Source organism: Gemelliphila asaccharolytica, from assembly GCF_001553005.1.
Lineage (GTDB): Bacteria > Bacillota > Bacilli > Staphylococcales > Gemellaceae > Gemelliphila > Gemelliphila asaccharolytica.
This window is the reverse complement of sequence record NZ_KQ959874.1, coordinates 1-23,709: the sequence shown is the minus strand read 5'-3', so window position 1 is coordinate 23,709 and position 23,709 is coordinate 1. Positions and strand designations below refer to the sequence as shown.

The 23,709-nt window shown below is 28.9% G+C and carries 25 protein-coding genes; 2 read left to right on the top strand and 23 right to left on the bottom strand.

Annotated features, from left to right (window positions below; genetic code table 11):
• From HMPREF1871_RS03065 to HMPREF1871_RS03035, 8 genes are all read right to left on the bottom strand, one after another.
• Positions 1 to 1,480, bottom strand: a 1,480-nt coding sequence (locus HMPREF1871_RS03065; protein WP_066129956.1) for a peptidoglycan D,D-transpeptidase FtsI family protein, incomplete at its 3' end; no start/stop codon positions are given.
• Complete coding sequence (locus HMPREF1871_RS03060; protein WP_066129954.1) at positions 1,481 to 1,807, bottom strand: cell division protein FtsL; 327 nt, start codon at positions 1,805 to 1,807, stop codon at positions 1,481 to 1,483. It lies immediately after the preceding gene.
• Between the two features lie 12 nt (positions 1,808 to 1,819).
• Positions 1,820 to 2,752, bottom strand: a complete 933-nt coding sequence (gene rsmH, locus HMPREF1871_RS03055; protein WP_066129952.1) for a 16S rRNA (cytosine(1402)-N(4))-methyltransferase RsmH — start codon at positions 2,750 to 2,752, stop codon at positions 1,820 to 1,822.
• 11 nt (positions 2,753 to 2,763) lie between these two features.
• Positions 2,764 to 3,195, bottom strand: coding sequence for a division/cell wall cluster transcriptional repressor MraZ (gene mraZ, locus HMPREF1871_RS03050; RefSeq protein WP_066129950.1), 432 nt, complete (start codon positions 3,193 to 3,195; stop codon positions 2,764 to 2,766).
• Positions 3,196 to 3,454: 259 nt separating this feature from the next.
• On the bottom strand, positions 3,455 to 4,231 hold the full coding sequence (locus HMPREF1871_RS03045; RefSeq protein ID WP_066129949.1) for a TerC family protein: 777 nt from the start codon (positions 4,229 to 4,231) through the stop codon (positions 3,455 to 3,457).
• A 373-nt stretch (positions 4,232 to 4,604) separates the two neighbouring features.
• Positions 4,605 to 4,766, bottom strand: a complete 162-nt coding sequence (locus tag HMPREF1871_RS06185) for a hypothetical protein (RefSeq protein ID WP_157058046.1) — start codon at positions 4,764 to 4,766, stop codon at positions 4,605 to 4,607.
• 362 nt (positions 4,767 to 5,128) lie between these two features.
• A complete protein-coding gene (locus tag HMPREF1871_RS03040) occupies positions 5,129 to 6,016 on the bottom strand; it encodes a GIY-YIG nuclease family protein (protein ID WP_066129945.1) in 888 nt (295 codons plus the stop codon).
• 585 nt (positions 6,017 to 6,601) lie between these two features.
• Positions 6,602 to 7,204 carry a DUF4097 family beta strand repeat-containing protein gene (locus HMPREF1871_RS03035; RefSeq protein WP_066129944.1) on the bottom strand — a complete coding sequence of 201 codons (603 nt, stop codon included), beginning with the start codon at positions 7,202 to 7,204 and terminating at the stop codon, positions 6,602 to 6,604.
• Positions 7,205 to 7,590: 386 nt separating this feature from the next.
• Here HMPREF1871_RS03035 and HMPREF1871_RS06180 point away from each other — a divergent pair, with 386 nt between their 5' ends.
• On the top strand, positions 7,591 to 7,746 hold the full coding sequence (locus tag HMPREF1871_RS06180; RefSeq protein WP_157058045.1) for a hypothetical protein: 156 nt from the start codon (positions 7,591 to 7,593) through the stop codon (positions 7,744 to 7,746).
• Positions 7,739 to 7,882 (top strand): relaxase, encoded by a 144-nt coding sequence (locus tag HMPREF1871_RS03030; protein ID WP_083505628.1) that lies wholly within the window; start codon positions 7,739 to 7,741, stop codon positions 7,880 to 7,882. The genes HMPREF1871_RS06180 and HMPREF1871_RS03030 overlap by 8 nt, the downstream gene beginning before the upstream one ends.
• Before the next feature lie 116 nt (positions 7,883 to 7,998).
• Here the strand turns inward: HMPREF1871_RS03030 and HMPREF1871_RS03025 are convergent, their stop codons facing one another.
• The 15 genes from HMPREF1871_RS03025 to HMPREF1871_RS02955 all read right to left on the bottom strand — a co-directional run bounded on the left by HMPREF1871_RS03025 (position 7,999) and on the right by HMPREF1871_RS02955 (position 23,435).
• Entirely contained in the window at positions 7,999 to 9,024 is a 1,026-nt protein-coding gene (locus tag HMPREF1871_RS03025; protein ID WP_066129942.1) for an acyl-CoA thioester hydrolase/BAAT C-terminal domain-containing protein, read from the bottom strand.
• Between the two features lie 786 nt (positions 9,025 to 9,810).
• Complete coding sequence (locus tag HMPREF1871_RS03020; protein ID WP_066129940.1) at positions 9,811 to 11,040, bottom strand: MFS transporter; 1,230 nt, start codon at positions 11,038 to 11,040, stop codon at positions 9,811 to 9,813.
• Between the two features lie 540 nt (positions 11,041 to 11,580).
• Complete coding sequence (locus HMPREF1871_RS03010; protein ID WP_066129936.1) at positions 11,581 to 11,904, bottom strand: hypothetical protein; 324 nt, start codon at positions 11,902 to 11,904, stop codon at positions 11,581 to 11,583.
• 86 nt (positions 11,905 to 11,990) lie between these two features.
• Positions 11,991 to 12,164 (bottom strand): ribbon-helix-helix domain-containing protein, encoded by a 174-nt coding sequence (locus tag HMPREF1871_RS03005; RefSeq protein ID WP_066129934.1) that lies wholly within the window; start codon positions 12,162 to 12,164, stop codon positions 11,991 to 11,993.
• A gap of 339 nt (positions 12,165 to 12,503) precedes the next feature.
• Positions 12,504 to 12,854 (bottom strand): type II toxin-antitoxin system HicB family antitoxin, encoded by a 351-nt coding sequence (locus tag HMPREF1871_RS03000; protein ID WP_269746044.1) that lies wholly within the window; start codon positions 12,852 to 12,854, stop codon positions 12,504 to 12,506.
• Between the two features lie 73 nt (positions 12,855 to 12,927).
• The gene (locus HMPREF1871_RS02995; RefSeq protein ID WP_198145752.1) at positions 12,928 to 13,719 is read right to left on the bottom strand and encodes a DEAD/DEAH box helicase family protein; all 792 of its coding nucleotides are present in this window, start codon (positions 13,717 to 13,719) and stop codon (positions 12,928 to 12,930) included.
• Positions 13,720 to 13,845: 126 nt separating this feature from the next.
• A complete protein-coding gene (locus HMPREF1871_RS02990) occupies positions 13,846 to 14,982 on the bottom strand; it encodes a CdiA C-terminal domain-containing protein (protein ID WP_066129930.1) in 1,137 nt (378 codons plus the stop codon).
• Between the two features lie 264 nt (positions 14,983 to 15,246).
• Entirely contained in the window at positions 15,247 to 15,459 is a 213-nt protein-coding gene (locus tag HMPREF1871_RS02985; protein ID WP_066129926.1) for a hypothetical protein, read from the bottom strand.
• A 62-nt stretch (positions 15,460 to 15,521) separates the two neighbouring features.
• Positions 15,522 to 16,142 (bottom strand): class I SAM-dependent methyltransferase, encoded by a 621-nt coding sequence (locus HMPREF1871_RS02980; protein WP_066129922.1) that lies wholly within the window; start codon positions 16,140 to 16,142, stop codon positions 15,522 to 15,524.
• A 212-nt stretch (positions 16,143 to 16,354) separates the two neighbouring features.
• Entirely contained in the window at positions 16,355 to 16,585 is a 231-nt protein-coding gene (locus tag HMPREF1871_RS06035; RefSeq protein WP_157058044.1) for a 23S rRNA methyltransferase, read from the bottom strand.
• A 206-nt stretch (positions 16,586 to 16,791) separates the two neighbouring features.
• Positions 16,792 to 17,271: an ABC transporter permease gene (locus HMPREF1871_RS02975; protein ID WP_066129919.1), complete on the bottom strand. Its 480-nt coding sequence runs from the start codon at positions 17,269 to 17,271 to the stop codon at positions 16,792 to 16,794.
• 137 nt (positions 17,272 to 17,408) lie between these two features.
• Positions 17,409 to 18,347 carry an alpha/beta hydrolase gene (locus HMPREF1871_RS02970; protein WP_066129917.1) on the bottom strand — a complete coding sequence of 313 codons (939 nt, stop codon included), beginning with the start codon at positions 18,345 to 18,347 and terminating at the stop codon, positions 17,409 to 17,411.
• Between the two features lie 612 nt (positions 18,348 to 18,959).
• Positions 18,960 to 20,372, bottom strand: coding sequence for an MATE family efflux transporter (locus HMPREF1871_RS02965; RefSeq protein WP_232297355.1), 1,413 nt, complete (start codon positions 20,370 to 20,372; stop codon positions 18,960 to 18,962).
• Positions 20,341 to 22,815: a PEP/pyruvate-binding domain-containing protein gene (locus HMPREF1871_RS02960; RefSeq protein ID WP_066129911.1), complete on the bottom strand. Its 2,475-nt coding sequence runs from the start codon at positions 22,813 to 22,815 to the stop codon at positions 20,341 to 20,343. The genes HMPREF1871_RS02965 and HMPREF1871_RS02960 overlap by 32 nt, the downstream gene beginning before the upstream one ends.
• 23 nt (positions 22,816 to 22,838) lie before the next feature.
• Complete coding sequence (locus HMPREF1871_RS02955; protein ID WP_066129908.1) at positions 22,839 to 23,435, bottom strand: TetR/AcrR family transcriptional regulator; 597 nt, start codon at positions 23,433 to 23,435, stop codon at positions 22,839 to 22,841.
• Between the last annotated feature and the right edge of the window lie 274 nt (positions 23,436 to 23,709).

Sequence of the window (23,709 nt, the reverse complement as noted above, 5' to 3'; positions counted from 1 at the left end):
TTTTTTTTTCTCCAATATTAAGATCTAGATTATCCTCATTACTATGTATTTTTTTTAAAAAATAAGGTTTTAACATGTTACCATCATTAACTATTGCTGTTTCTGCTTGAAGCATTTGAATTGGTGTTACTGTACTACCTTGACCGAAAACACTAGTTGCAGAAGATACAGGATTTTGAAATGCTAAAACTCCACTTGCTTCATTCTCAAATAACGCTCCAGTATTTTTGCCAAAACCAAATTTTTCAAACCCTTGTTTCAATTTCTCAGCACCTAAAGACTCAAACATGGTTAACATTAATGTATTTGATGATTCTTGAAATCCATGTCTATAAGAAATAGTGCCCCATCCTTTTTTATTATAGTCATAAATTGTTGTATCATAAATTTTATAAGAACCTGATCTATAATATTTATTAGGATCATATATAGAATTTTCTATCATTATAGCTAAACTGAATGTTTTCATTGTTGAACCTGGCTCTATAGCCGAATTGAAAATAGCATTAGTCCAAGCCTTATCCATGTTTTCTTTTGTATTAGGATTAAATGCAGGGCTTTGACCTATTCCTAATATTTCACCAGTTTTTGCACTCATTACAACAGAAAATGCACTCTCTGGTTCATATTTATCTTGAATATCTTTAAGACTATTATCTATAAATCCTTGAATATTCTTATCTATTGTTAAATGTATATCAGAACCATTAACAGGTTCAACTTTAACGGAAGGAACATTTGAAACAACTTTTCCCCAAGCATCTCTTGAGTATATTACTCTCCCATTTTTCCCCCTAAGATAATAATCAAAACATTTTTCTATTCCTAATTTTCCTATTATTAAATCGTCTTTATCATTAGTATTTTGAGCATACCCTAAAAAATTACCTAAAAGTGTGCCATTTGGATAATATCTTTTTTTTGTTGTTTCAAATTTGATTCCAGGAAGATTTAATTCTTCTATTTCTCTTTTGGTTTTTATATCTATGTCTTTTCCATAATTTCCAAATTCTACTTGATATGCTGTGTCATTGTTTAAAATATTCTCTATTTTTTCTTCTGGTAAATTTATGAAATTAGATAATTCGTTCGCAGTTTTTTTTATATCTACAACATGTTTTTTAGGTTCTCCATCTTTTAAGCCTTCTGAAGCCTTTTCTGAAAGAACTGCTATAAGTTTATATGATTCTATATTATCTGCTAAAACATCTCCATTCCTATCGTAAATTTTCCCTCTTTCTGGTTGCAAAACTGCATCTATTTTATACTTTTTTTCAGCAATTTTCGCTAAATTTTTACCTCTTATAGTGCTAAATACAGCCATTTGTCCTATATTTAAAATTAAAATCCATACAAAGAAAAAAACAAAAAGAGTCGTGAAAATCATTTTTGTTCTTTTTCTTGATATATAATCTTTATTTCTTATACTTTTCTTATCTTCCAAAAATTTTAAAGTGAAAAATTTTCTATATTTTTTCAATTATCTCACTACCTTTACATTATCTTTATGTGAGTCCATCCCTAATGATTCAGATATTTTTTTTATCCTTTCATAAGAAGATAATTCATTTATTATAACACGTTGTTCTTCATTTGTACTTTCTATTTTACTAATCTTATTGTCATTTTTCAACTCATTATTTTTTAAAGAATAAATTTCACCATCATAACTCAACATTATATATATTGATAATATTACAAACAAAGGAAAAGCTATATATATTGCTATTTCAGGTTTTGTTAACGTTACTTTTTCTTCTATTTTTTTTATTCCATATTCTCTACTATATACTTTTAAAGTTGCCACTTTATTCCCCTTTTAAATTTGTTTTTCTGCTATTCTTAATTTTGCACTTCTTGATCTACTATTTTCTTCTAACTCTTCCTCTTTAGGAAGAATTGGTTTTCTAGTTATATTTTTTAATTCAAGCTTTATTTCACCTGGTAATATAGGTATATTTTTAGGTATGTCTTTAGGTTTTGAATATAAATTAAATGTTTGCTTACATATCCTGTCTTCTAGTGAATGAAATGTTATAACTGATATTCTTCCCCCAACATTTAGCATTTCTATAGCTTGTTCTAGTGACTGTTGAAACGATTTTAATTCATCATTAACTTCTATTCTTATAGCCTGAAAAACTTTTTTCGCTGGATGTTTACTTTTTCTTTTAACTGACTGTGGTAGTGATTTTTTTATTATTTCTACAAGTTCTAATGTCGTTTCTATTGGTTTCAGTTCTCTTTCTTTTTCTATATTTCTTGCTATTTTTTTAGCAAATTTTTCCTCACCATATTTATAAAATATATTAACTAGATCATTATAACTATAATTATTGACTACATTATATGCTGTTAAAGTATTTTCTTGATCCATTCTCATGTCTAATTTGCCATCATATCTATAACTGAATCCTCTATCTGCTACATCAAACTGTGGTGACGATACTCCTAAATCATATATTATCCCATCTACTTTTTTTACATCTAATTTTTCTAATTCCTTTTTTATATTTTTGAAATTAGATTTTATTAATGTTACGTTTTCTTTATATTTTTCAAGCTTTATATAAGCATTTTCTATCGCTGTACTATCTTGATCAAAAGCAAATAATTTACCGTTTTTTAATCTTTTTAATATTTCTATACTGTGACCTGCACCTCCTAAAGTGCAATCTACATATATTCCATTCTCTTTTATATTAAGTCCATTTACTGATTCATCTAACAATACACTATAATGTTTAAACATTAAAAACCTCTCTAAAAATCAAAATCTTCTAAGTCTTCAGCTATTTTTTCAAAAGTGTTAATACTTTCTTCCATTTGTTTTTCCCATATATCTTTGTTCCATATTTCTATTCTATTAGAAACACCATTTACAATGCATTCTTTTTTTAAATTAGCGTGTTCTATCAGTGAATTAGGTATGTTTATTCGCCCTTGCTTATCAGTTTCAACTTCAACTGCTCCAGAAAAGAAGAAACGTTGAAATGAACGAGCATTTTTTTTTGTTACAGGTAGTGATTTTATTTTATTTTCTATTTTTTGCCATTCTTCTATTGTATAACCAAATAAACAGCAATCTAGCCCTCTTGTAATAATAAATTTATTCCCTAAAAATTCTCTAAATTTTATAGGCATACTTAAACGCCCCTTAGAGTCCATTTTATTATTATATTGACCAATAAACATATATATCACCACCTTTTATATATAATTTACCATATATACCCACTTTTTTCCACTATAATTAGATTTTTTTTTTAAAAAAATAAAAAAGAGCTATAAATATAAAGAAACCCCCTAAAAGTTAGTCTTAAAACTTACTCTTTTGAGGATTTCAATATTATAATTTATTTCTTTTTTATCAGTTTATTCAAATTAAAAGTTTATCAATTATATTAATATATAAGTATTTTATTAAAAATCTATATTGTTTTTTCTATATTTTTTATATTTTATTTTGTATTTTTTTATTCAAACTTTCAGAACAAAAATATCCTATTATTAAAATAAAAATCAAAACAGTCCAAAATATAACATTCCACGTTATAGAATGTGGAAATTCTTTTGGTATTAAAGCTAAATTTTCATGTGCAAAAGATATTATAAATAATTTTACTCCTACCCATGCAACTATTAAAAATGCTGATAGCTCTAATCCCGGTTTTCTATCAAGAATTCTTATAAATAAATTAGCTGCAAATCTCATAATTACAACCCCTATCATTCCACCAAGTACCATAACAGCAAACTGTCCTAAGTTTATATTTCCTATTTCAGTTTCAGATAAATGGGGTAAAGTAATAGCTATAGCTACAGATGCAAGAATTGAATCAATAGCAAAAGCAATGTCTGTTAATTCTACTTTTACTATCGTCATTAAAAAACCACTTTTATTCTTTCTTTCTTTTATATTTTTAATATTTTTACTTTTTAATTTTTTATAAAAATCTCGAATATGGGTTATTGACATGTATAAAAGATAAATACCCCCTATAATTTGTATTTCCCAGTATTTTGCTAATGTTGTTATTAAAAATATTGCTATGACTCTAAAAAAAAGTGCTCCAACTAAACCATATAGAAGTGCTTTTTTTTGTTTTTTTATTTCTAAATGTCTTACCATTATGGCTAAAACTATTGCGTTGTCTGCAGATAATAATCCTTCTAACAATATAAGACTAAGTAAAACTATTCCATACTGTATTAAAATTTGTATATCCATTTTTTATCCTTTCTTATTTAAAGCAATTTGATTATATAATAAAAAGACCTTCGCTTTTTCTTTATAAAAGCAAAGGTCTTACTAAATAACATAGTTACCTCTAATAACGGTAGTGTTAATACTACGTAATGACGATATTAGAAACTCCACAAGAGTCAAGTTACTCCCCTTTGTATAACAAATAATTTACTCTATTATTATACAATAATTACAAAATTTTTTCAATTCTTTTATAGTTTTTATTTCTTATCGTCCTTTTTTATTTTATAATCTTTTATTTTTTTATTACATATATATTTAATATATTATTTTTTATTTTCCCCTTTCTTTTTTTATTCATATATGTTATAATATTTTTAAAGGCGTAGGGCGATTAATCGCCCTTGAAAAATTTTATTAGCTTAGCAATTAATTTTGCTAGGCTTTTTATTTTTGCTTTTAAAAATATATTTAAAAGGTTCATTATTTTTAGATAAATAATTACTTCTTTTTGATATTTTAAAAGTAATAAAAATAAAAATAAAAAACTTTCCATTTTTTCAGCCCCTTTCTTTAAAGGGGTTCACCTTTAAAGATTTTTATTATAAGCTTAAATATTAATTTAGTTAGGCTTTTTATTTTTGCTTTTAAATATATTTTTAAAAGGTTCATTAATTTTAAATACCAATACCAACAATTTAAGAAAATTCAATAACTTCTACAAAGAACATAAAAATCAAATAAATAACAAATAACGTTAAATAAAACTAAAATAATTTAAAAATATTATAATAAAGTATAAAAACTAATTAAATAAATCAATCTAATAAGTATTTAAAAAAATATAAAACTTTATTTAACCTGAAAATCAAAATCAAGGATAAAATGGAGGAAGAAGATGAAATTTTAGTTTTTTTATTAGGTTGTTATCTCCTCTAGCGTTTTAAGCATTATCCCATCTTCTGTTTTCCAGTCTGTTCTACCATTGGTAGTCATTCCTAAAACGAATGCAGCGGCATAAGAAGGACTTCTAAATAGATAATTTCTAGTTAATATGCCATCTTTTATCTCATTATTTTGTTTACAACGCTCCCTGAGTTCTTTTATTGTTTCTGGTATAGCTTTGGAATCTGTTTCTTCTATCTGACTACCTGCCAAAACAACAAAACCTTCATCTGTTCTTTTGCACTGTGCTTCAATAGCTCTTTTTGACCTTTTGATTTTCCTAGAAAGACTTAAGATTAATTCATCATCATATTGTTCAACTACTGATTCCATTGTTCTTACTAACGGTACAAAAATCTTATATCCTAATACACCTAACATCATCTTAAACTGTTCAACATAAACTTCCAATTCAGCTTCCTTTTCTTCTGTTACATTCCCAGGATTAGGATCGTTATTATTTTCAACCTTATACCGTTCTGTAATAATAGCAAGATTAGTAAATTTATTTTCAAGATAGCTTATTTCCGTTGGACCCCAAGAATTATCACTCGTAGTAAATATAACAGCTTCGCTAAAATAAAAATCATCTTTCAGATGTTCGGCAACTCTGAACAAAACACCTCCACCGCTTTTTCTAATGCCAGCTTGTCCAATATAAACCGCATCTTCATCAGTATTATTTTTACCAAATAAAAAATAAACACCACTCTGCTTTAAATGTTCCCTATCTTTACATTTATCTAAATAAGTTCTAGGAATTTTATATGCTAATCCACTCCAGCTTGGTAATGTACATTTAATCCTGCCTGTTACCTCGCCATCAATCAAAAATATATTAAAATTTTTACTATTTTTCATATTTTATCTCCCTCATTGTATAGATTTCTATTTATTATACATAAAAATTATACATAAAAATAGAAATTTTAACATGAAAACCTCTCTCAAAATACATAAAAATCATTTAAAGTTAGTGATTCACAAAGATTTTAACTACAATTCATTAAAATTCTTGATATATACGATAATAATTTACATCCACCAATTACACTTATAACATTGAAACTGTAGCTCCGACATAGATTGAAAACACAGATAATAAATCTAAACTTTTTTGGAGTGCAGAAAATAAATAGTATATACACTTTTTAACAATAGAAAAATCCTATAGTTAAAATGTTTTATTTATCTTGACAGCTGAATTTATATACATAGAATGTGTAATAAAATTCCTATTAAAAACTTAATAAACTCAGTTGTTTGATTACATTTTTATACAATAATCTTTAACAATCTACAACTTCACTAATTCTTAATTTAATAAATAAATTTCTCTAATTTCATCATTGCAGTTAAATATTACTGTCATGTCAATATCTAAGTCATTAATAATCTGTCTAGTATAATTGGTGATAATACTGAACATAATAGAACCCAATCTTATTACCTAACAACAGCTTTACCATTCAAACAATGTACGACGTAGTGAGCACATCCTTCTTTTTTATAACTAAGATTAGCTTTATTTCCATCAGAAACTTCGACAATGCCATTCTCACAAGCTACTTCAATACTTGCATCTTTTGAAATTGTTCCTTCTAAAACACTAATACCATTTAATGTATCAACCATACATATATTATCTACTTCTACATTTTTTACTACAGCAGATCCATTAAAACACTTCAAAAAAATATCATTAGCCTTAACATTTCTTGCTTCTACCTTGCCATTATGTACCTCTGCATAAACCTTATCAATTTTAATGTCTGTTACTAATACTTGATTTGATTCAGCGTCAATCTCGCAAACATCAATATTTTCTGGCAACGTAACAATAACTTCGGGAATACCTTTAGTTAGCCATCTAAACCAGTTTAAAGCTGACACTTTTTCTGTTTGAAAAATTTTTATACCGTCTTGATTTTCTTCAATCTTTAATATATTTTTTTCGCAGTTTATATAACTAATACTAAAATAATCATCTCTTCTCACAGTTAAACTAATGTCTTTAGTTTTTGCTACAAATGTTCTACTATTTACCACTTGACTACCTCCCTTATTAACTAAGTGATTTATTTTAATTATATCTAAAAATAAGTATATTACAATCAAAAAAACAAATCAATAGTTTGCCAATACGCCATCATTTTGCCTTGTAATATTTTCTATTTTAGCTCAACAAGTTACTAATCTAAATATAAAAAAAGATTCTAACAGTTGCTATATCACTTTTTCTTTCCTTTAAAATATCAGCACTTTTTTCCCTTTGCATACTCAAGCATCTCTTCTTTGTTCTTTAAAAACATTTTTTTGACATTTAAAAATTTTATTATATTCGATGTAATTTTATACGTAATACTCATTTTAAAACCTCAATTTAAGACAAATAATTAACTTTAAATTATCTTTAATTCCTTTTTTGAAATAGAATGTTAAGTTATATAGATGGACTGTTCCGTCTTTGTCAATTATATCCACCACAACTTTATTTAACAATAATTACAAATACTGGTCTGTTAAATTCTTCTATAATATCTCCATTCTCTAAAACCTTTATAAAAACAAAAGAAGGAACTGGTGATTAATATAGCAATTACAAAAATACATCCTATAAAATCAACTCTAAATTTAGCAATAGATTTTATAACAAAGAGTAAAAAAACTGATGAAAAAATCTTAGTTTCTTCATTCAAATATCATCCATATACTACTCTTATTTAATTTATGAAAAGACTAAAAATGATATTATACAGCGTATTTTTAAATAAAAAAGAAGTAGATTAATATTACTTCTTTAATACTATATTTTTATCGTTTTTGAATACACAAGTAATTATCTATTTATGATTTTCTTTTAAGAAAGCATCAATAGTTTTTCTTGATTCACTTCTTGCTTTTTCATTTTCTTCAATTGTTCCACCTGTTGCAATTCTAATTTTTCCTAAATTCAAAATACCATTGCCAGAGAATATATGCCCTGCTCCCTTATAAGAATAAATCATTGCTTTAGAATTTTGTTCTTTTATTTTATTTGCCATGGCAAGACTATTCCACATCATATCATCTTCACCCACAATCATTAATATATTTGCCTTAACATTTTTGATTGGTATTAATTTTTCTTGGCTTGTTGAGTCTTCTTCTATTGCACTGTTATAAGTTTCTTTATAGCTAATAGGACTTTTAATAGTAGCTGGAACAATAATATTTTTTAAAAATGAGTTAAACGATGATTTTTTTATATCTATATATGGGAGTTCCTTTCCTTTATATGTCCATGATGAACCATAATCTTTAAAATCTAGACCGGCAAAATTATAAGATGAAGGTGATATTAAAATCAGATTATCTATTTCAGGATATTTGCTAGCCAAATTAAGGGCATATTCTGCACCTTTTGACGCTCCCAAAACGCTTATGGGCTTATTGTCTTTTACATTTTTATTTATATAACTTATAACATCTTCAAATTGTTCTAAAGGGATTTTTCTTAAAGTTTGTTGTTGATTTTTCATACCATACATAAATAGTGCAAAAGTTTCATATCCCTCTTCAGCCAATCTTTTAGCAGTTTCAAAATTTGGACTTCCTTCAGAACCTCCAAAACAAACTACAAGACCCTTGTGCGATTTTTCCTTGGGTACAAATCTAAATCCTTGCATTCCTCCCTCATCTACATAAGTTACATCAACTCCATCAATATCTGTAGGATATAGACTTATATTAGTAACATCCTTATAATATTCAGGAAAATTTAAAACATTGATATCTTTATTCTTATGATCATTATATATTCTAATAATAAAAACTAAAACTACTAAAATAATAACAATTGAAAAAATTCTAAAAAATATTTTCTTCATTTTATTCCCTTCCTTTAAAATAGCATACAGATTCTAACAGTATTTAAAAAATCTTCTTGTAGTTATTATACCATCTTTAGAGTATTAGTTACACCAATCTACATTGAAACTTTAATAATCGCCATTAAAACATCATCCACAGTAAAATTTCTGGTCTCTTTATACAGTTTACCTGAAGTGCATTTTTTTCCTCTTTTTATTATTAATTTTATATGAAAAAATACCAACTACAAAAACAAGTATTTTTTTTGTTTTTTGCGTTGATATTTCTTTTTTTATTTTTTAAAAAATTTTAAAGCTGGCTTACTTCTCTATATCTCTTATCAACGATAATATTGTACAACCAAAATTTTTGGTTTGCAAAAAGTACAAGACTTACGCTTGCAAGAATACATAAAATTCACAATTATGTCATAAACTTTTCCAAGTTTCGAGATTGAAGTGAATTGAAAAAATCTCGTGACCAGTCGCTGAGTCTTGCAGTCGTATAAACATTTATCAAGTCCCACGCAAGTACAATCAAAAGATAAACTCCTAATTTGTAACGTTCCTTAGTTTCCCAAAACTATATCGAAACCACTTACCATTGCTTGTAAAAATCTTTTATGAGTTTAATTCTTCCAAACATAATACTTCCTTCGTTGTAATTGATACTGATTATCATATTGTATCATAAGAATATCGCTTTTTACTTGTATTTCATATACAGTTCTTGCAAAAAGCATAAGAAAAAACCCGAAGATAAATATCTTCGGGTAAATCGTTTTCCACTTTTAATTTTTTCAATTAGTGATTTTTAGCCGCTTTGAGTACGGTTACTTTCGCATCTTCCTGAATGTATGCAAGTGATTTTGCACGTCTTCCGTGGAATATGTAGTAAATTATCAAGCATACTATTGCTATCACACCTGAAGTTTCATAGAGCTGAGAAAAGTTCATCATATCATGCAATGAACCGAGTACGTAAGGTCCTACCCCGATACCGAGGTCAAGTGCTACGAAGTATGTGGAAAGTGCAACGCTGACACGTGCTGGCGGTGTAATCTTTATACATACAGCTTGACCGTTCGACATGAATGTACCGTAACCCAATCCGATGAATATACCGGAAAGAAGAAGTTCCCAAGATTTTGTAGTAATTGCAAGGAGGAACATTCCCAAAGCCAAGAATACATAACACGGATAAAGTACGGAGTTTTCACCTTTTCTGTCAAACAACACTCCTGTCGCAGGACGTGTAAGTGTAATAATACCGGCATAAAATACGAAGAACAATGTACTTGCTTCTACAAGATTTATTTCACGAGCATAAGATGCCAAGAAGGTAAGAACACTTGAATACGAAAAGCCCATCAAAAATCCTACTAAAGAAATTGCCCATACTCTCGGTTCCAAGTAATTTGAAATGGAAATTTTCTTCATAGCCTGACGCTGTTCTTCCGTAAGGTTGATTTCTCTGATATTGAGCATGAAACATCCAATCATACAAAGTACAATCAATGCGCAGCAGAATCCGATAATCATTCTAAAGTCTGCAACGAGCAACAATATCATACCGAGAAACGGACCTATAGCAGCTGCCAAGCTTGTACTCAAACCATAGTAGTTTATACCCTGACCCTTCTTAGAAACCGGTATACATGCAGTGACAATCGTATTTGTAGCGGTAGATGTAATACCGTATGCAAGACCGTTCAAGAAACGAACTGCAAACATCATTGTAATACTGGGAATGAAGAAATACATAAGTGTTGTAATAAGGTAGAAAAGCATTCCGCCGTACAATGTCTTTTTACGTCCGTAAATTTCAATATTGTTACCGAATTGCAAACGTGCAACCAATGTACCCAAAATAAAGATACCCGAAGCAAGACCTGCCTCACCCATTGATGCGTTAAGCTGATCTTTTGCAACGACCGCAATAATAACCATCAACAAATAATAAATCAAATAAACTAAAAAATTGATAACCGTATCAAGGATAAAATCCTTGTTCCAGAGTGTTCTCTCTGACATTTTAAAAATACATCTCCTTTTTTGAATATAAAATCGATTATACACCTTCTTTTTTTATTTGTAAAATCTTTTGTACAAAAAATAAATTTTATCTATACAATAAAGCTTAAAAAAGATAAATAAACACACACTACATAGCACTTTTCTCTACTTTATTTTTAATTTATGAAGTTATTTCTAATTTTAAATGTATTTTTATTTAATGCACTTATATCGTACTATAAAATTTTTTCGAAAAACACGAACACTCATGCCGATATAAATTTTTTCATAACGATTTTTATTTATTATTTTACTTTTTGAATATTTTTTAAGTAAAAATCATATTTTTGTACATTTATAAATTCTTCATGAAAATATTAAAAAAAAGCAAATAAAAAGCTCTCGATTCAGAAAAATATTTCGTTCCACCTTTGTCATCCGAATATTCTAAAGCAACTTTCTTCTTGAATTCAAAACTATGTTTTGCCATAAAAATACCTACCTTCCAATCGTTAGATTTCGATCTGACTTTTTGGGGTCGGCACATAACGGGAGTGCTCATTTTACCATGTGTATGTAACTGTAAGTATCCATAACCGTTCTTTCATCACCTAAAAATCCGATATTGTGACGTGGATCTTCAATTATTTTATTAGGATCCGCATCTTCCGGTATAGAAAAAGTATCTTTTATATCTTCTCTTTTAACCTTTTTCGGGTGATCTTGATAAAGACTTACATAATATTCTCTATCAAGTAAGTTCTTTACTTGTAAGCTGAATTTATCATTGTTCCTTTCATAGGTAGGCCCCAAATCATAAATAACCGCATCCAGAATTTTTACCGTATTTGTTCCGTCAAGTGCTTCATCTAAGTAACGCAACCCTGCATTTAAAATCCATTTTCCTTTTTTATTTTAATTAATAACTTTATAACAATTTATTATCACAATATTAAATTATATAACGCTTAACTATCTAATAACATATAAACAGCTTTTCTAATAGCTTCTGATTTTGAAATATTTATTTTTTTTGAATATTCAATAAGTTTTTTGTGTGTTTGTTCGTCTAATCTAAATTTAACATCAATAGTTTTAGGTTTCCCTATTATCGGTCGCCCCATTTTCTTTTTTTTACTCATACCTTGCCTTTCTCTTGCCAATCTGATATAATTTAACCATAGCAAAGGGCAGTAGCAAGGCTACCCTTTAAGTTGTGTTTTAGAAGAATTATTTTTTTAGTAGTTCTTCTATTTTTTTTATGATTTCTTCTTTATCCTTGCTATCTCTAGCAATTTGTAAAATCATTTTTAAAAATATTGTACTTTCATTATTTGTCATATCTTCCATGATGTTCTCCTTCCTCGCCTTGCCTCGTTATATAAGGCATCAACCTTATATTTATATTATATAGTATTGTCTTGCTAAAACTAATACATTTACCCTTTTCACCAAACAAAAAAAGTTAGCATAAGCTAACTTTATAAATTCAATTCTTTTTTCAAAGCAGTCTGCAAAACTTGCGAAAAATTTAATTTTCTTTCTTTACCTAACTCAACCAACCATTTAGGTAAAGTAACCATTTTATTTACAGATTTATTCTCTTCAACCCTTCTTAAAAAATCAGTATCCACTTGAATTAGTTGCAACTGCTCATGATCTTTTAAATTATTTAATAAATCATGAAAATTACTAGCTTTAGGAATAGTCATTTTTTCATCTTCTAAAGTCAATAAATACCCCTCTAGTGCTTCCTTGCTCATTTTTAAAGCATCTTCTAAATTCTCCCCAAAAGTAAAACACCCTTTTAAATCTGGAAAAGAAATATCAATACAATCATCATTTATATTAAAAATATCACTATTACTTAAAATGTAGTATTCAAAACTAACCCCCGAATTAAACTCAATAGCATAAATCTCCCCTCGCTCCAGCTTCTATTTTTCTTTCGGTTAAGTGATAACCTAAAGATGGATTAGAATTATACCAAGCATCTACATCGTCTATTTCCTTTTCACTATCAACAGACCATTCAGCCCAACCCGAATACTTACTTTTACCAAATAAACAAGCTTCACGATACTTAGTGAAAACAGTACCTATAGAAACTGGTGTTGGTGGTGTACCACACATTACCGTCATTGGATTTTTACTATCAGTTACAGTATATTTAAGTGCTGACTCTTGCTCTATTGTATACTCTTGTGCTTCGTCTATTATCATAAGGTCAAAGCCCTCACCAAGACCACCATTTTTAGTCCTAGTTCTAAACTGAACAACCCCACCACTTTTTTTAAGTTCTATTTTTTCTTGTCCTTTAGCACGAATAGAATTAAAATCTTTTCCATCAACATATCCCATTTTTTCAAGATACTTTTTTACCTTTTCAAAAGAAGAATGAGACGTACTAATTCTATGTGCAGTATGTAAGATATTATCCCCTTGATGCAAAGCCCATATTTCTAAAATATAAACTATTTCAGTTTTACCATTACGTCTAGGTAATGAATAACCAAACTTTTGATGAACCCAAAGTCCCTCTTCATCAACTGCCATGATGTCTTTTAATATATTCAATTGCCATTCATATACTTCTAATTTAGTCTTTTTGTATAAAGCTACAGCTTCTTGATATCTACTTTCTCTATAGTCTAATATTACCGATTGTGAAGGAGTTTGTTTACCAAATCTTGTCATTTAGTCGCTCCTTTCCAATCTGCCTAGTTTTTTGTCATACGGCAGGACAAAATGTTGTATTTTATTTAAAAACATGATATAATATCAAATAGAAATAGTAACCGCATTCCCACTGGAGAGCGGGTGCTATTCTTTTTTTTGCCAAATATCAATTAATTTATCATCTTTAATTACAATAGATGTATTTATTTTTCTTTTTTTTAAAAGATAAACATTATATAATTGTCTTTTAAATTCTTCAATAGACATATCTGTTTTAGACAACTCAAAAATAAAATTTTCTGTCTGTCCTTTTGATTTATGTACTCGTGTATCTACAGTATTTTTCCCATTACCTTCTAACTCTTTCAAGTCAAATTTTTCACCATTAATTAAGTAATCAGGAGTTCGTATACCCACATATTTACCTGATACTGTAGGAACTAATGTAATATCCTTACCAAGATTTTTTGTTATCCACCTAGCGACATGATATTCAGATTTTGAAGGATTCAAATTAACATTAGGATCACCTAGAGTGTATCTAACTCCATTTTTTTCCCAAAATGTTTGCTCTAAAACTTTTGCTTTACTACTGAAACTTTTCAACCATTCGTTTGTCACACTTACATAAGGTAATTTCTTCACTTCTTCTTTTGTTTCATATTTCCATTTTTTAGTATGAACATCTTGCCTAACACCTTTTTTAGGAATATACTCAACAGTACAACGGCAGTTTTGATGACGTCTATATACATCTTTTGGGACACCTGGATATCTATATGAACCCGCTAAATTTTTACACCATTTACAACACTTACCAGTTTCTTTTCTAACAATTTTAGGACTCATTCCAGAATGAAAATGAAACTCAGCATTTTTTCTAACCATATCATCAACAACAGCTTGACTAAAATTGACTATTGGAGACCCTAAAAGCCACTTGTTATCTTCAAAATCACCTTCTATAAGCCTACTTATTAGACCATCAATTCTGCTTTGATTAACTTCTGGAATTTGTGCTGCTAAACCTATTTTAGCTTTTTTATTTAAAATATTTTGAACCACTTTCCCATATTCAGTAATAAGTCTATGATTTTCTTTCAACCTATTGTTTAGTATTTTTTCAACTGTATCATTTGAATTTTTCTCATTAAAATATATATTAAAAGCAGTGGCTAGAATTTTTCCCAGTTCCACTGCATAGTTATTTATATCTTTATAAGAATTAGTTTTAACTTTGATATTTTTTAGTTGTTTTTCGTACTCTTGAGCTTTTAACATTCATTATATAAACTCTGATAAGCCTCCTTTAAATTCGCAAGCTCCAAAGTTTTTTCACTCAATTCCTGTAACACCAAATAAATTGGTTGTAAATCATTATTACTCATGCCAAACCTCCATATAAAAAAATTATAAAACATAAAAAGTACAATTTAGACAAACTTTAAAAACAAAAAAGGAGCAATTAAGTCCCTTTTCCCTCAAGTTCACGCTCTAATCTATCAACCTTGAAGCTTAACTCCTGAATTGCCTTTAATGCAATATTTAATTTGTTTTTACTATATTATATGTTATTTTTAGTTTTTTTATTTCGTCATCTAGCTTTATTATTATTTCTTCATCTAGTTTAGCTACTTCTTTTATTACTCTTTTTAGAAAAATAAAGTTTTCTTCTAATAGGTCTTTTATTTCCTCTATGTTTTCTTGCTTTTTCATTTCTTTGTTTATTTCTTGTAAAGCTTTTTCGTATTTTTTCATTTCTTTTTTTAGATTTTTTATGTTTTTTTTTCTATTTTTTTAAATCATAAAAATAGAATCTGTTAAGCTTCTTTTTGAGCAATTATCACACCAATCGGTGCAAAGCCTCCATATACCAATTTCATTTCAACTACTGAAAATCCATATTCTTTAATAAAATCTTCAAATTCCTTTTTATCCCATTCTTGATACATCTTAAATCCTAAAATAGACATCAAACTTTTTATCATTTTTCTTTGTTTTCCCTCTTTCCATAGAAAAGTAGGGGCGAACAAAGTACCATTAGGTTTTAACACCCTATATATTTCTTTCATCGCCTCATCCGGTTTAGGCATAATATGAAGTGCATTAGCAATTAACACACAATCAAATTTTTCACATGAATAGGATAATGCTATTGCATCGGCTGTTTCAAATGTAAGATTTTCGTATCCCCCACGCTTTTTAGCTTCCTTAATCATTTGTTCGGAAAAATCTGTGCCAATCCAACTTTTAGAATACTTTGAAAGATTAAACGATAATTGTCCTGAGCCACAAGCAAGTTCAAGTACCTCCAAATCTTTATTCAAATAAGGACGAATATATTCGCAAACTTTATCATATACTCCTTTGTCTTTTTTCATGAAAGGAGCATATAGCTTAGCAAATTTATCCCAGAATTTTTTATTGCTTTTATCAACCATTTCAACCTCCTTTAAATATAAATATAATCATATCAATCTCTATATTGAGCCTATTTTCTCATTGATCCCTTGTAAGAAAGGAATAATAGCTGTTCATATACCAAGTAGAAATGTCATAAATGCAGAAAATTATATGCTGCCATTCTTTTTTATTAAATCGTTTTGAAGTGTCTCAAGGCATCCATGATAGCTTCTTCTTTTTCAGACGTACACTACAGAATAATTTGATTCTCCTTTTTAGTCTTGTTGTAATGTTCTCGTAATTCTATCCCACATTTTCTTTTTATCTGTGCAATATATAATGTCGGAACTTTTAATTCAAATTTATTCCAAACATATTCTTTGATTTGAGAATATGTTGCCTTACTTTCAGCACTTGTCAAATCAATCTCATCCAACTCAATTTCAATATTTATATGCTTATCTACATCGAGTTTGGACAAAAGTGCTACCGTCTCGACGTGTATTAAAACTAACCTGATGATAACCCAACATCAAGAAAAGAGCCTTAATTCTCGTTACAGTATGGACGCTGGCAAAGAGAATGTCGTATAATGGTGCAGGTCAAATATCAAAGATTACAGCTATTGTCATTATGACCAGAGCGACTCGTATGATATCCATAAATTACTCTCACAATGGTTGTTGGTCAAAATAGAGTCAATAAATATCCGTCAAACACCGCGACAAAAAAATACAAAACCAGCGCTCTTAAAAAAGCTTCTATGTGCTTTTTAGGATTTTGGTAGAATTCCTTTTGCGGTATTTTTAATAACCTGATCCTCTTTGTGTTTCTCCACCATAGTAGATCAATAACGATAAGGTCAAAAGCATTTAACATCTCGCCTAAAATCAGCAAGTATATAAAGTTATGCATAAAGTTCGTCTGACGGATCACTATTCCAAAAATTAAAAATAAAGCGGTAAACAGTAAATAATTCACGATCCATGCGGCGAATCTGCCTGTTTCCTTATATTTCCCCTGATACTCTTCAATCTCTTTGATTTGCTTTTGGACTTCGTCAGGATAGGACATGTAATTTCTCAAATTTTTCTCGTCCGTGCCGGTACCAAAAAAACAAAGCGCAAAAAATGCAGAACATAAAATGACGGTTTCAATTACAAGCATAGATTTTCAAATCTCTCCTTTCCATACGTTCCACCGATGACCTATTATCCATAACAGGCGATTTGTCTTGAGTTATCCTTCTATAAATAATAACTCTGACTTCTCACATCTCCAAATTTCTCTTCTTCGTCTTTAGATTAAGATTTCAATAATTCAACAATTTGATCCTGTGCTTCTCTTCCCTCTCTAAAAAATCTTACTAAAGGATAACAGTGGCACATCCCCTTGCCGACAATAATTTCATAGGGTTTATGGTATTTTTCCATCGCTTTTTTAAATTCTTCTGCAAAGGCATAGAGACATTCATTTTCACCATAATAAAAATAGGTTTTCGGAAAGTCGGTAAAATCTCCTACCGTTCCGTCTAACATATATTCCGGTAAACCTTCATCTCCCTTTAAAATTTCTCTTGCAGTTTTAATATATTTAGGTTCAATCATTATGTCTTTATGATTAAGTTCATTTAATCTCTCCCATATTCTCTTATTTTTGTCAAGACTTACATCGGGAATTCCGCCCGGAGAAACTGAAATAATTTTACCGGGCATTTTAAGAGGTCTACCTAAAGCATTATTATGTAAAAAAATTCCGATAGATAGGCAGGCACCCGATGAAAATCCAAGTACTCTGATATTTTCCGCCTTATAAGTTTCTGTCATTAACTTATAGGTTTCAAAACAAACTTCATAGGTTTTATCCACCTTTATATCCTCTGAACAAAGAGGATAAAATAAAAACCAAACATCTTTACCGCTTTTTTTCATTATTCTTTCAGATAAAGTAAAATCCAACTTGTTCGGTTGTGTAATCATTCCTCCGCCGAAGAGATAGAGGACAGCTCCCTTAGCGAAGTCTTGATTTTCTTGATATGAAATCACCCTGTATCCCATTATATCTCTGTCGAAAAGATAATAATTTTTTCTCTTCGCCCTCTTCATTGCCTTATCTAAATCAAATACTTCTTTTGCATTTTCTCCTTTTGCATACTCAAGCATCTCTTCCTTGTTCTTTAAAAACATTTTTTTGACATTTAAAAATTTTATTATATTCGATGTAATTTTATACGTAATACTCATTTTTAAACCTCCATTTAAGATAAATAATTTAACTTTAATTATTTACAATATACCTGTTTTCTCTTGACGATCGTAATTCTTAATGTCAGATGACTTTCACATTTTTAACTAACATTTCCTAGTAAATATATTTTCCTACAAAACTCCCATCTTGTAAAGAAAAAGCAGATTTAAAAATCTTGGCATTCTTAAATTTTATTTTTTGAGTTTTTATATTTATTTTTTCTTATTCTGTTTTGTAGTATTGAATTGTATAATTTTTCTAACTCCCTTTTTTGCATTTTTTCTCCTCTTTTTATTACTAATTTTATATAAAAAAAATACCAACTACAAAAACAAGTATTTTTTTTATCTTTTGTGTTGATATTTTTATTTTATTTTTTTTTTAATTTTAAAGCTGGTTTTCTCTTTATATTATCTATTAACGATAATATTGTACAACCTAAAAAGTCCTCTGAAATGAAAGAAACTTGCTCTTTCCTTATAATTTAAATTTGATTTTTTATGGTAATTACCAGTATCAAAAAGGTCTGTAAATTTTTTCTATATAAGCATTAGACCTAAAATAATGCATAGTAATTTCCTCCAACTATTCAACCTGTGTTAATTTATCTAATGTATATTCCCTTCGTTTTTTAGTTCATTTTTTGTTTTATAAACAACAATAACAGCTAAAACAAATGACAAAATATCCGCTATTGGTTGGAGCAAATATATCCCAAACTTCCCATATAAATTAGTAAGTAAATATAAAAGAGGGATGTAGAAAATACCTTGCCTTGAAATCGAAATTATCAACGACCAAAAATATTTACCTATGTTTTGCATCAACATACTACTTATAGCATAATAGGCTAACAATGGGATTGTTATACATTGCATTCTAAGTAGTTGCACTCCTATAGAAATAACTTCACTATCTTTAGACATCGCAATAACAAAATGTTCCGAAAAAATATATAGCACCACTGCTGATATAATCAAAAATATAGTTCCAACAACAACTGTCAAATTAAATACTGATCTAACTCTGCCATATTTTTTTGCACCATAATTCATTGCACAAATAGGTTGAAACCCTTGCCCCCATCCAATCATAATCATATAAGCTATGGCAACTATTCTTGAACTAACGGTTAAGGCTGCAATAATACTGTCCCCAAAGTTCGCTGCAACTTTATTCAATAAAATGAGAGAAACACTTGTAATTACTTGCCTTGAAAAGTTAGGCATTCCTCCTACAAGAACATGGTATATGCGTTCTTTACTACATTTGACATTTTTCAAAGAAACAGGAATATTACCATTTCCTTTTGCCAACATAGTAAGTGCAATACACGCAATTATTTGACCTGTTAAAGTTGCATATCCAGCTCCAACAAACCCGAACTTGAACATAAACATAAATACAGGATCAAGAATCATATTGCTAAACATTCCTAAAAGCAAACCTATCATTCCATCTTTTACATTTCCACAAAGTCGTAATTGATTATAAATAGTAATTGAATACAGACTAAATGGAACGCTTATTATAATCACCTTTATATACTGAGTAGTAAATTTAAATAAATTAACAGAAGCATTCCCACCAATGAACTTTGTCAAGTCTGATATAAAAATCCACGACAGTATAGCTATCAAAAATCCACTTATAATAGAAAAGGCTATTCCTATGGAAGAAATAATTGTTGCCTCTTCTTCATCTTGTTCTCCAAGTTTTTTAGACATAATATTACCGCTACCATATCCAAACCAAAAACCAATAGCCTGAATAATACTCACGAAGCTAAAAACAACACCAATAGCGGCTGTCATCGATTTATCATTTAAAAGTCCGACAAAAAATGTGTCTGTCAAACTGTAAATAACCATAATTAGCATACCAACAATTGTCGGAACAGACATTTTTACTATCAAAGGTAAAAGTGGTTCACTTAAAATCTTTTGTCTTCTCAATTCTTTTTGATCTATTTGATTTTTTGATTTCATATCAGCAACCTTTGACCTCGCCGATATTACCATTTACTTGTATGGTATCTCCGTCTTTGAATTTGGTAGTTGCAAAACCAACTCCAAGAACTGCCGGTATATTATATTCTCTTGCAACAATTGCAGCATGGCTCAAAGCAGAACCTGTATCTGCCACAACAGCACTTGCCAGCTTAAATAATGGAGTCCATTCAGGATCTGTAAGATGACAAACTAATATATCTCCTTTTTTCATTTTATAAAATTCTTTAGGACTATTTATTAAACACACCTTGCCAACTGCAATGCCAGTGCTTCCACTTACTCCCTTTAAGACATCTCCATCTGTTTTAAAAATCAGTAACTTTGAAGCTTCCCAAACTTTTACTGCTAAAGGAAATTTTTCGTTTCTCCTATTTATTTTTTCCTTATCTAATTCATTTAAATTACCTCTGTTAATTACTTCCAACAGTTCTTTATGAAAAAGATTAGCCACTCCAGTTTCTATATTTTCATCACCCAAGAGTATAAAGTTAATTCTTCTAACGCACTTTCTCACATAATAAAATAGTGTTTCCCACAAATATTGACTTTCTTCACGAACCACATGGAAATATCTAAAATATTTTATCTGTTTTTCTACATCCTGATACTTTCTACCATAGATTTCCTTTACTCTCTCCATAAGCTTAGAAAAATCCTTTATATCGTTACTTTCATTACTATTTTCATTTAATATAGGTCGTAATATATTTATCAGCCTATCAGGATCCTCAAGAAATGTTTTTGCAGATAAACAATAACAATTATAATCAGATTTAAAACCATTATCTTTCATAAACTCATCTGATATATTCTTAAAATCATTAAACTTTTTATATAATTCCTTAAAATTATCTCCGGAAATTATTGCTTTTTTTAAAGCTTCATTTTTTCTTATCTCACGAGCCATTTTATAGACATCATTTGTAACCACTGATGTTTTATTATCTAAGTCCCAATAAAAATCAAATGATGAATAATTGCTATTTACTTTTTTTATTATTTTGTTAAATTTCTTGCTATTTAAAACTGATGGAAATAATGCATATTTGAATCTATCATAAGCAAGCTTTTGCAAAAGAGCATAACTTTCTTCTAAGAAATTTCCACACTCCGTTAATGTCATATTTTCAAAATTTAAGTGCTTGATTTCTTCTATTTCAACTTCATATATATTCATAAAATCTTTGCACTTCTTATAACAGAACTCAAAATCTTTCATGTTCTTTAAAATATTAAAAAATTTAAAAATATTCTTTCCAATTCGCTTTCCGTCATCAGAAAAAGTTTGTATACCATCATCATCTATAATTGGATTTCTTGGTAAAATAATTCCACCTTCTGACAAAATGTTTACTTTCTGATCATTAATTGCCATCAAATAATCGAAATCAAGGACTCTATGTGCAAAAGGCATTTTTTCTAAAAAGAATGACATTACTTCTTGTGTATCCTTTTTGATTTTTTTACCCTTTATATACTTCTCTATTAAATCATTGCCAGTTATATCATTCTTGGAATTTTTTAATGTGGTAATCGCTCTCGCTTGTAAAATATAGACAATATCATTTTTGATAGCCCATTCAATATCCATAGGCATACCATAGTGTTTTTCAATCTCTAAACCGCACTTCATAAGTTCAAGTATTTCTCTATCATTTAATGCCCGAGTTTTTCTTTTATCAGAGTTTACCGATACTTCAACAGTTTCCTTATCCCCGTATATAATCTGAGTTTCCTTGCTTCCAATGTTTACTTCGATTATATTTCCTGATTTGTCAATAATGTAGCTATCCGCTGTAACTCTTCCGCTTACAACACTTTCTCCTAAGCCAAAGCTTGCATTTATTTGCATCTCATTTTCTTTTTTATTTACTGGGTTTACAGTAAATAAAACTCCTGATTTTTCACTCTCTATCATTTCTTGAATAACAACTGCAATAGAAACTGAAGTTTGATCATAACCTTGATGAAATCTATAGCTTACAGCTCTATTCCCCCAAAGTGAAGCATAACAATTACGCACCCCATTTAATACACTTTCAATACCTTGAACATTTAAATATGTTTCTTGTTGCCCTGCAAAACTGGCATCCGGTAAATCTTCTGCCGTTGCTGAAGAACGCACTGCAACTCTTTTATTATTTCGAAGATTAAAATATTTTTCTCTTATTGCGTTTTCCAATTGCTCAGGAAATTTCCCAGACTTTATCTTTCCTCTAAAATGCTCAGCTTCATTTAGAAGTATTTTTTCATCATCTGCTGTTTTTTTAATTCCATTTTCAATGAGAATATCAATCCCATTTACTTTTAAAAAATCTCTATATGCGTCTGCTGTTATAACAAAACCACTTGGAACATTTATTTTAGCCGAAGTCATTTCTCCAAGATTAGCACCCTTACCTCCAGCAACTAACACATCTTCCTTTTTTATCTCATTAAAATCCAGAATCATTGCTATCACCTTCCTTTTTACAATTAAATTTCTATATATTTAAAAACAATGCTTTGTATATAAATATTAAGTACTTCCTCAAATGTATCTTCATTAAAATGGAAATAATTTGAACATAGAACAAAGCTTCCAACAAAGGCATTTGATAAACCTTGCTTATCTATGCTTTTTACTACATTGTTTTTGTACCAATAATCTATTAACCTATCCAAAAAATCCCCATATAGATTTTCTACTCTATTCACTTTCTTTGAGTCTTGACTTGCAAATATTCTAAATGCCTCTTGATAAATTTGCTTATTTCTAATTTTCTCAGTAATGTCTATTGAATACTTAAAAATTACCTCTGAAAGGAATTTTTTAGGATTCGTAAGTGAATTTGAAAATTCTTTTTCAATGTTCTCCAATTTTTGTATTGATCTATATGCCATTAAATCAATGACAAGAGATTCTTTATCTTTCCAAAAATTATAGAAACTCCCTTGAGCTATTCCAACTCTTTTTGTCAATTCCGAAATGCTAAGTGATTTTGTCCCTTTCTCATGAAATAAATCAAGAGCTGTTTCCATAATACTTTCTTTGATTTTTATCTTTTCTTCTTCTGTAAATGCCTTTCCCATATTTTTATCCTCCGAGAGTAGTTTTTTATCTATGAATTTCGTAATTTTTATTCATAGATATTATAACACTTTTTCATAGCTATGTCAATGAATATTATTTTTTATATTCACAGATGACCTCGAATTGAATACACCATTATAAATTGGTATAATATAGCTATAAATTGAAAACTTACTTAACACTTGATATCTAATTTATTCTTATGTAGCAAGCACAGTAAGTGTACGGACACTTACGAAAAAATTAATGGAGCAAACCTTTATGGCTTGCCCC

What these genes read in the sequence shown, in the direction of transcription:
- rsmH (WP_066129952.1), bottom strand. Translation starts at nt 2,752, where the DNA reads ATGTTTAAACATTATAGTGTATTGTTAGATGAATCAGTAAATGGACTT.
- mraZ (WP_066129950.1), bottom strand. Translation starts at nt 3,195, where the DNA reads ATGTTTATTGGTCAATATAATAATAAAATGGACTCTAAGGGGCGTTTA.
- HMPREF1871_RS03045 (WP_066129949.1), bottom strand. Translation starts at nt 4,231, where the DNA reads ATGGATATACAAATTTTAATACAGTATGGAATAGTTTTACTTAGTCTT.
- HMPREF1871_RS06185 (WP_157058046.1), bottom strand. Translation starts at nt 4,766, where the DNA reads ATGGAAAGTTTTTTATTTTTATTTTTATTACTTTTAAAATATCAAAAA.
- HMPREF1871_RS03040 (WP_066129945.1), bottom strand. Translation starts at nt 6,016, where the DNA reads ATGAAAAATAGTAAAAATTTTAATATATTTTTGATTGATGGCGAGGTA.
- HMPREF1871_RS06180 (WP_157058045.1), top strand. Translation starts at nt 7,591, where the DNA reads ATGTTAAGTTATATAGATGGACTGTTCCGTCTTTGTCAATTATATCCA.
- HMPREF1871_RS03025 (WP_066129942.1), bottom strand. Translation starts at nt 9,024, where the DNA reads ATGAAGAAAATATTTTTTAGAATTTTTTCAATTGTTATTATTTTAGTA.
- HMPREF1871_RS03020 (WP_066129940.1), bottom strand. Translation starts at nt 11,040, where the DNA reads ATGTCAGAGAGAACACTCTGGAACAAGGATTTTATCCTTGATACGGTT.
- HMPREF1871_RS03005 (WP_066129934.1), bottom strand. Translation starts at nt 12,164, where the DNA reads ATGAGTAAAAAAAAGAAAATGGGGCGACCGATAATAGGGAAACCTAAA.
- HMPREF1871_RS02995 (WP_198145752.1), bottom strand. Translation starts at nt 13,719, where the DNA reads ATGACAAGATTTGGTAAACAAACTCCTTCACAATCGGTAATATTAGAC.
- HMPREF1871_RS02990 (WP_066129930.1), bottom strand. Translation starts at nt 14,982, where the DNA reads ATGTTAAAAGCTCAAGAGTACGAAAAACAACTAAAAAATATCAAAGTT.
- HMPREF1871_RS02985 (WP_066129926.1), bottom strand. Translation starts at nt 15,459, where the DNA reads ATGAAAAAATACGAAAAAGCTTTACAAGAAATAAACAAAGAAATGAAA.
- HMPREF1871_RS02980 (WP_066129922.1), bottom strand. Translation starts at nt 16,142, where the DNA reads ATGGTTGATAAAAGCAATAAAAAATTCTGGGATAAATTTGCTAAGCTA.
- HMPREF1871_RS02975 (WP_066129919.1), bottom strand. Translation starts at nt 17,271, where the DNA reads ATGCTTGTAATTGAAACCGTCATTTTATGTTCTGCATTTTTTGCGCTT.
- HMPREF1871_RS02970 (WP_066129917.1), bottom strand. Translation starts at nt 18,347, where the DNA reads ATGAGTATTACGTATAAAATTACATCGAATATAATAAAATTTTTAAAT.
- HMPREF1871_RS02965 (WP_232297355.1), bottom strand. Translation starts at nt 20,372, where the DNA reads ATGGTAATATCGGCGAGGTCAAAGGTTGCTGATATGAAATCAAAAAAT.
- HMPREF1871_RS02960 (WP_066129911.1), bottom strand. Translation starts at nt 22,815, where the DNA reads ATGATTCTGGATTTTAATGAGATAAAAAAGGAAGATGTGTTAGTTGCT.
- HMPREF1871_RS02955 (WP_066129908.1), bottom strand. Translation starts at nt 23,435, where the DNA reads ATGGGAAAGGCATTTACAGAAGAAGAAAAGATAAAAATCAAAGAAAGT.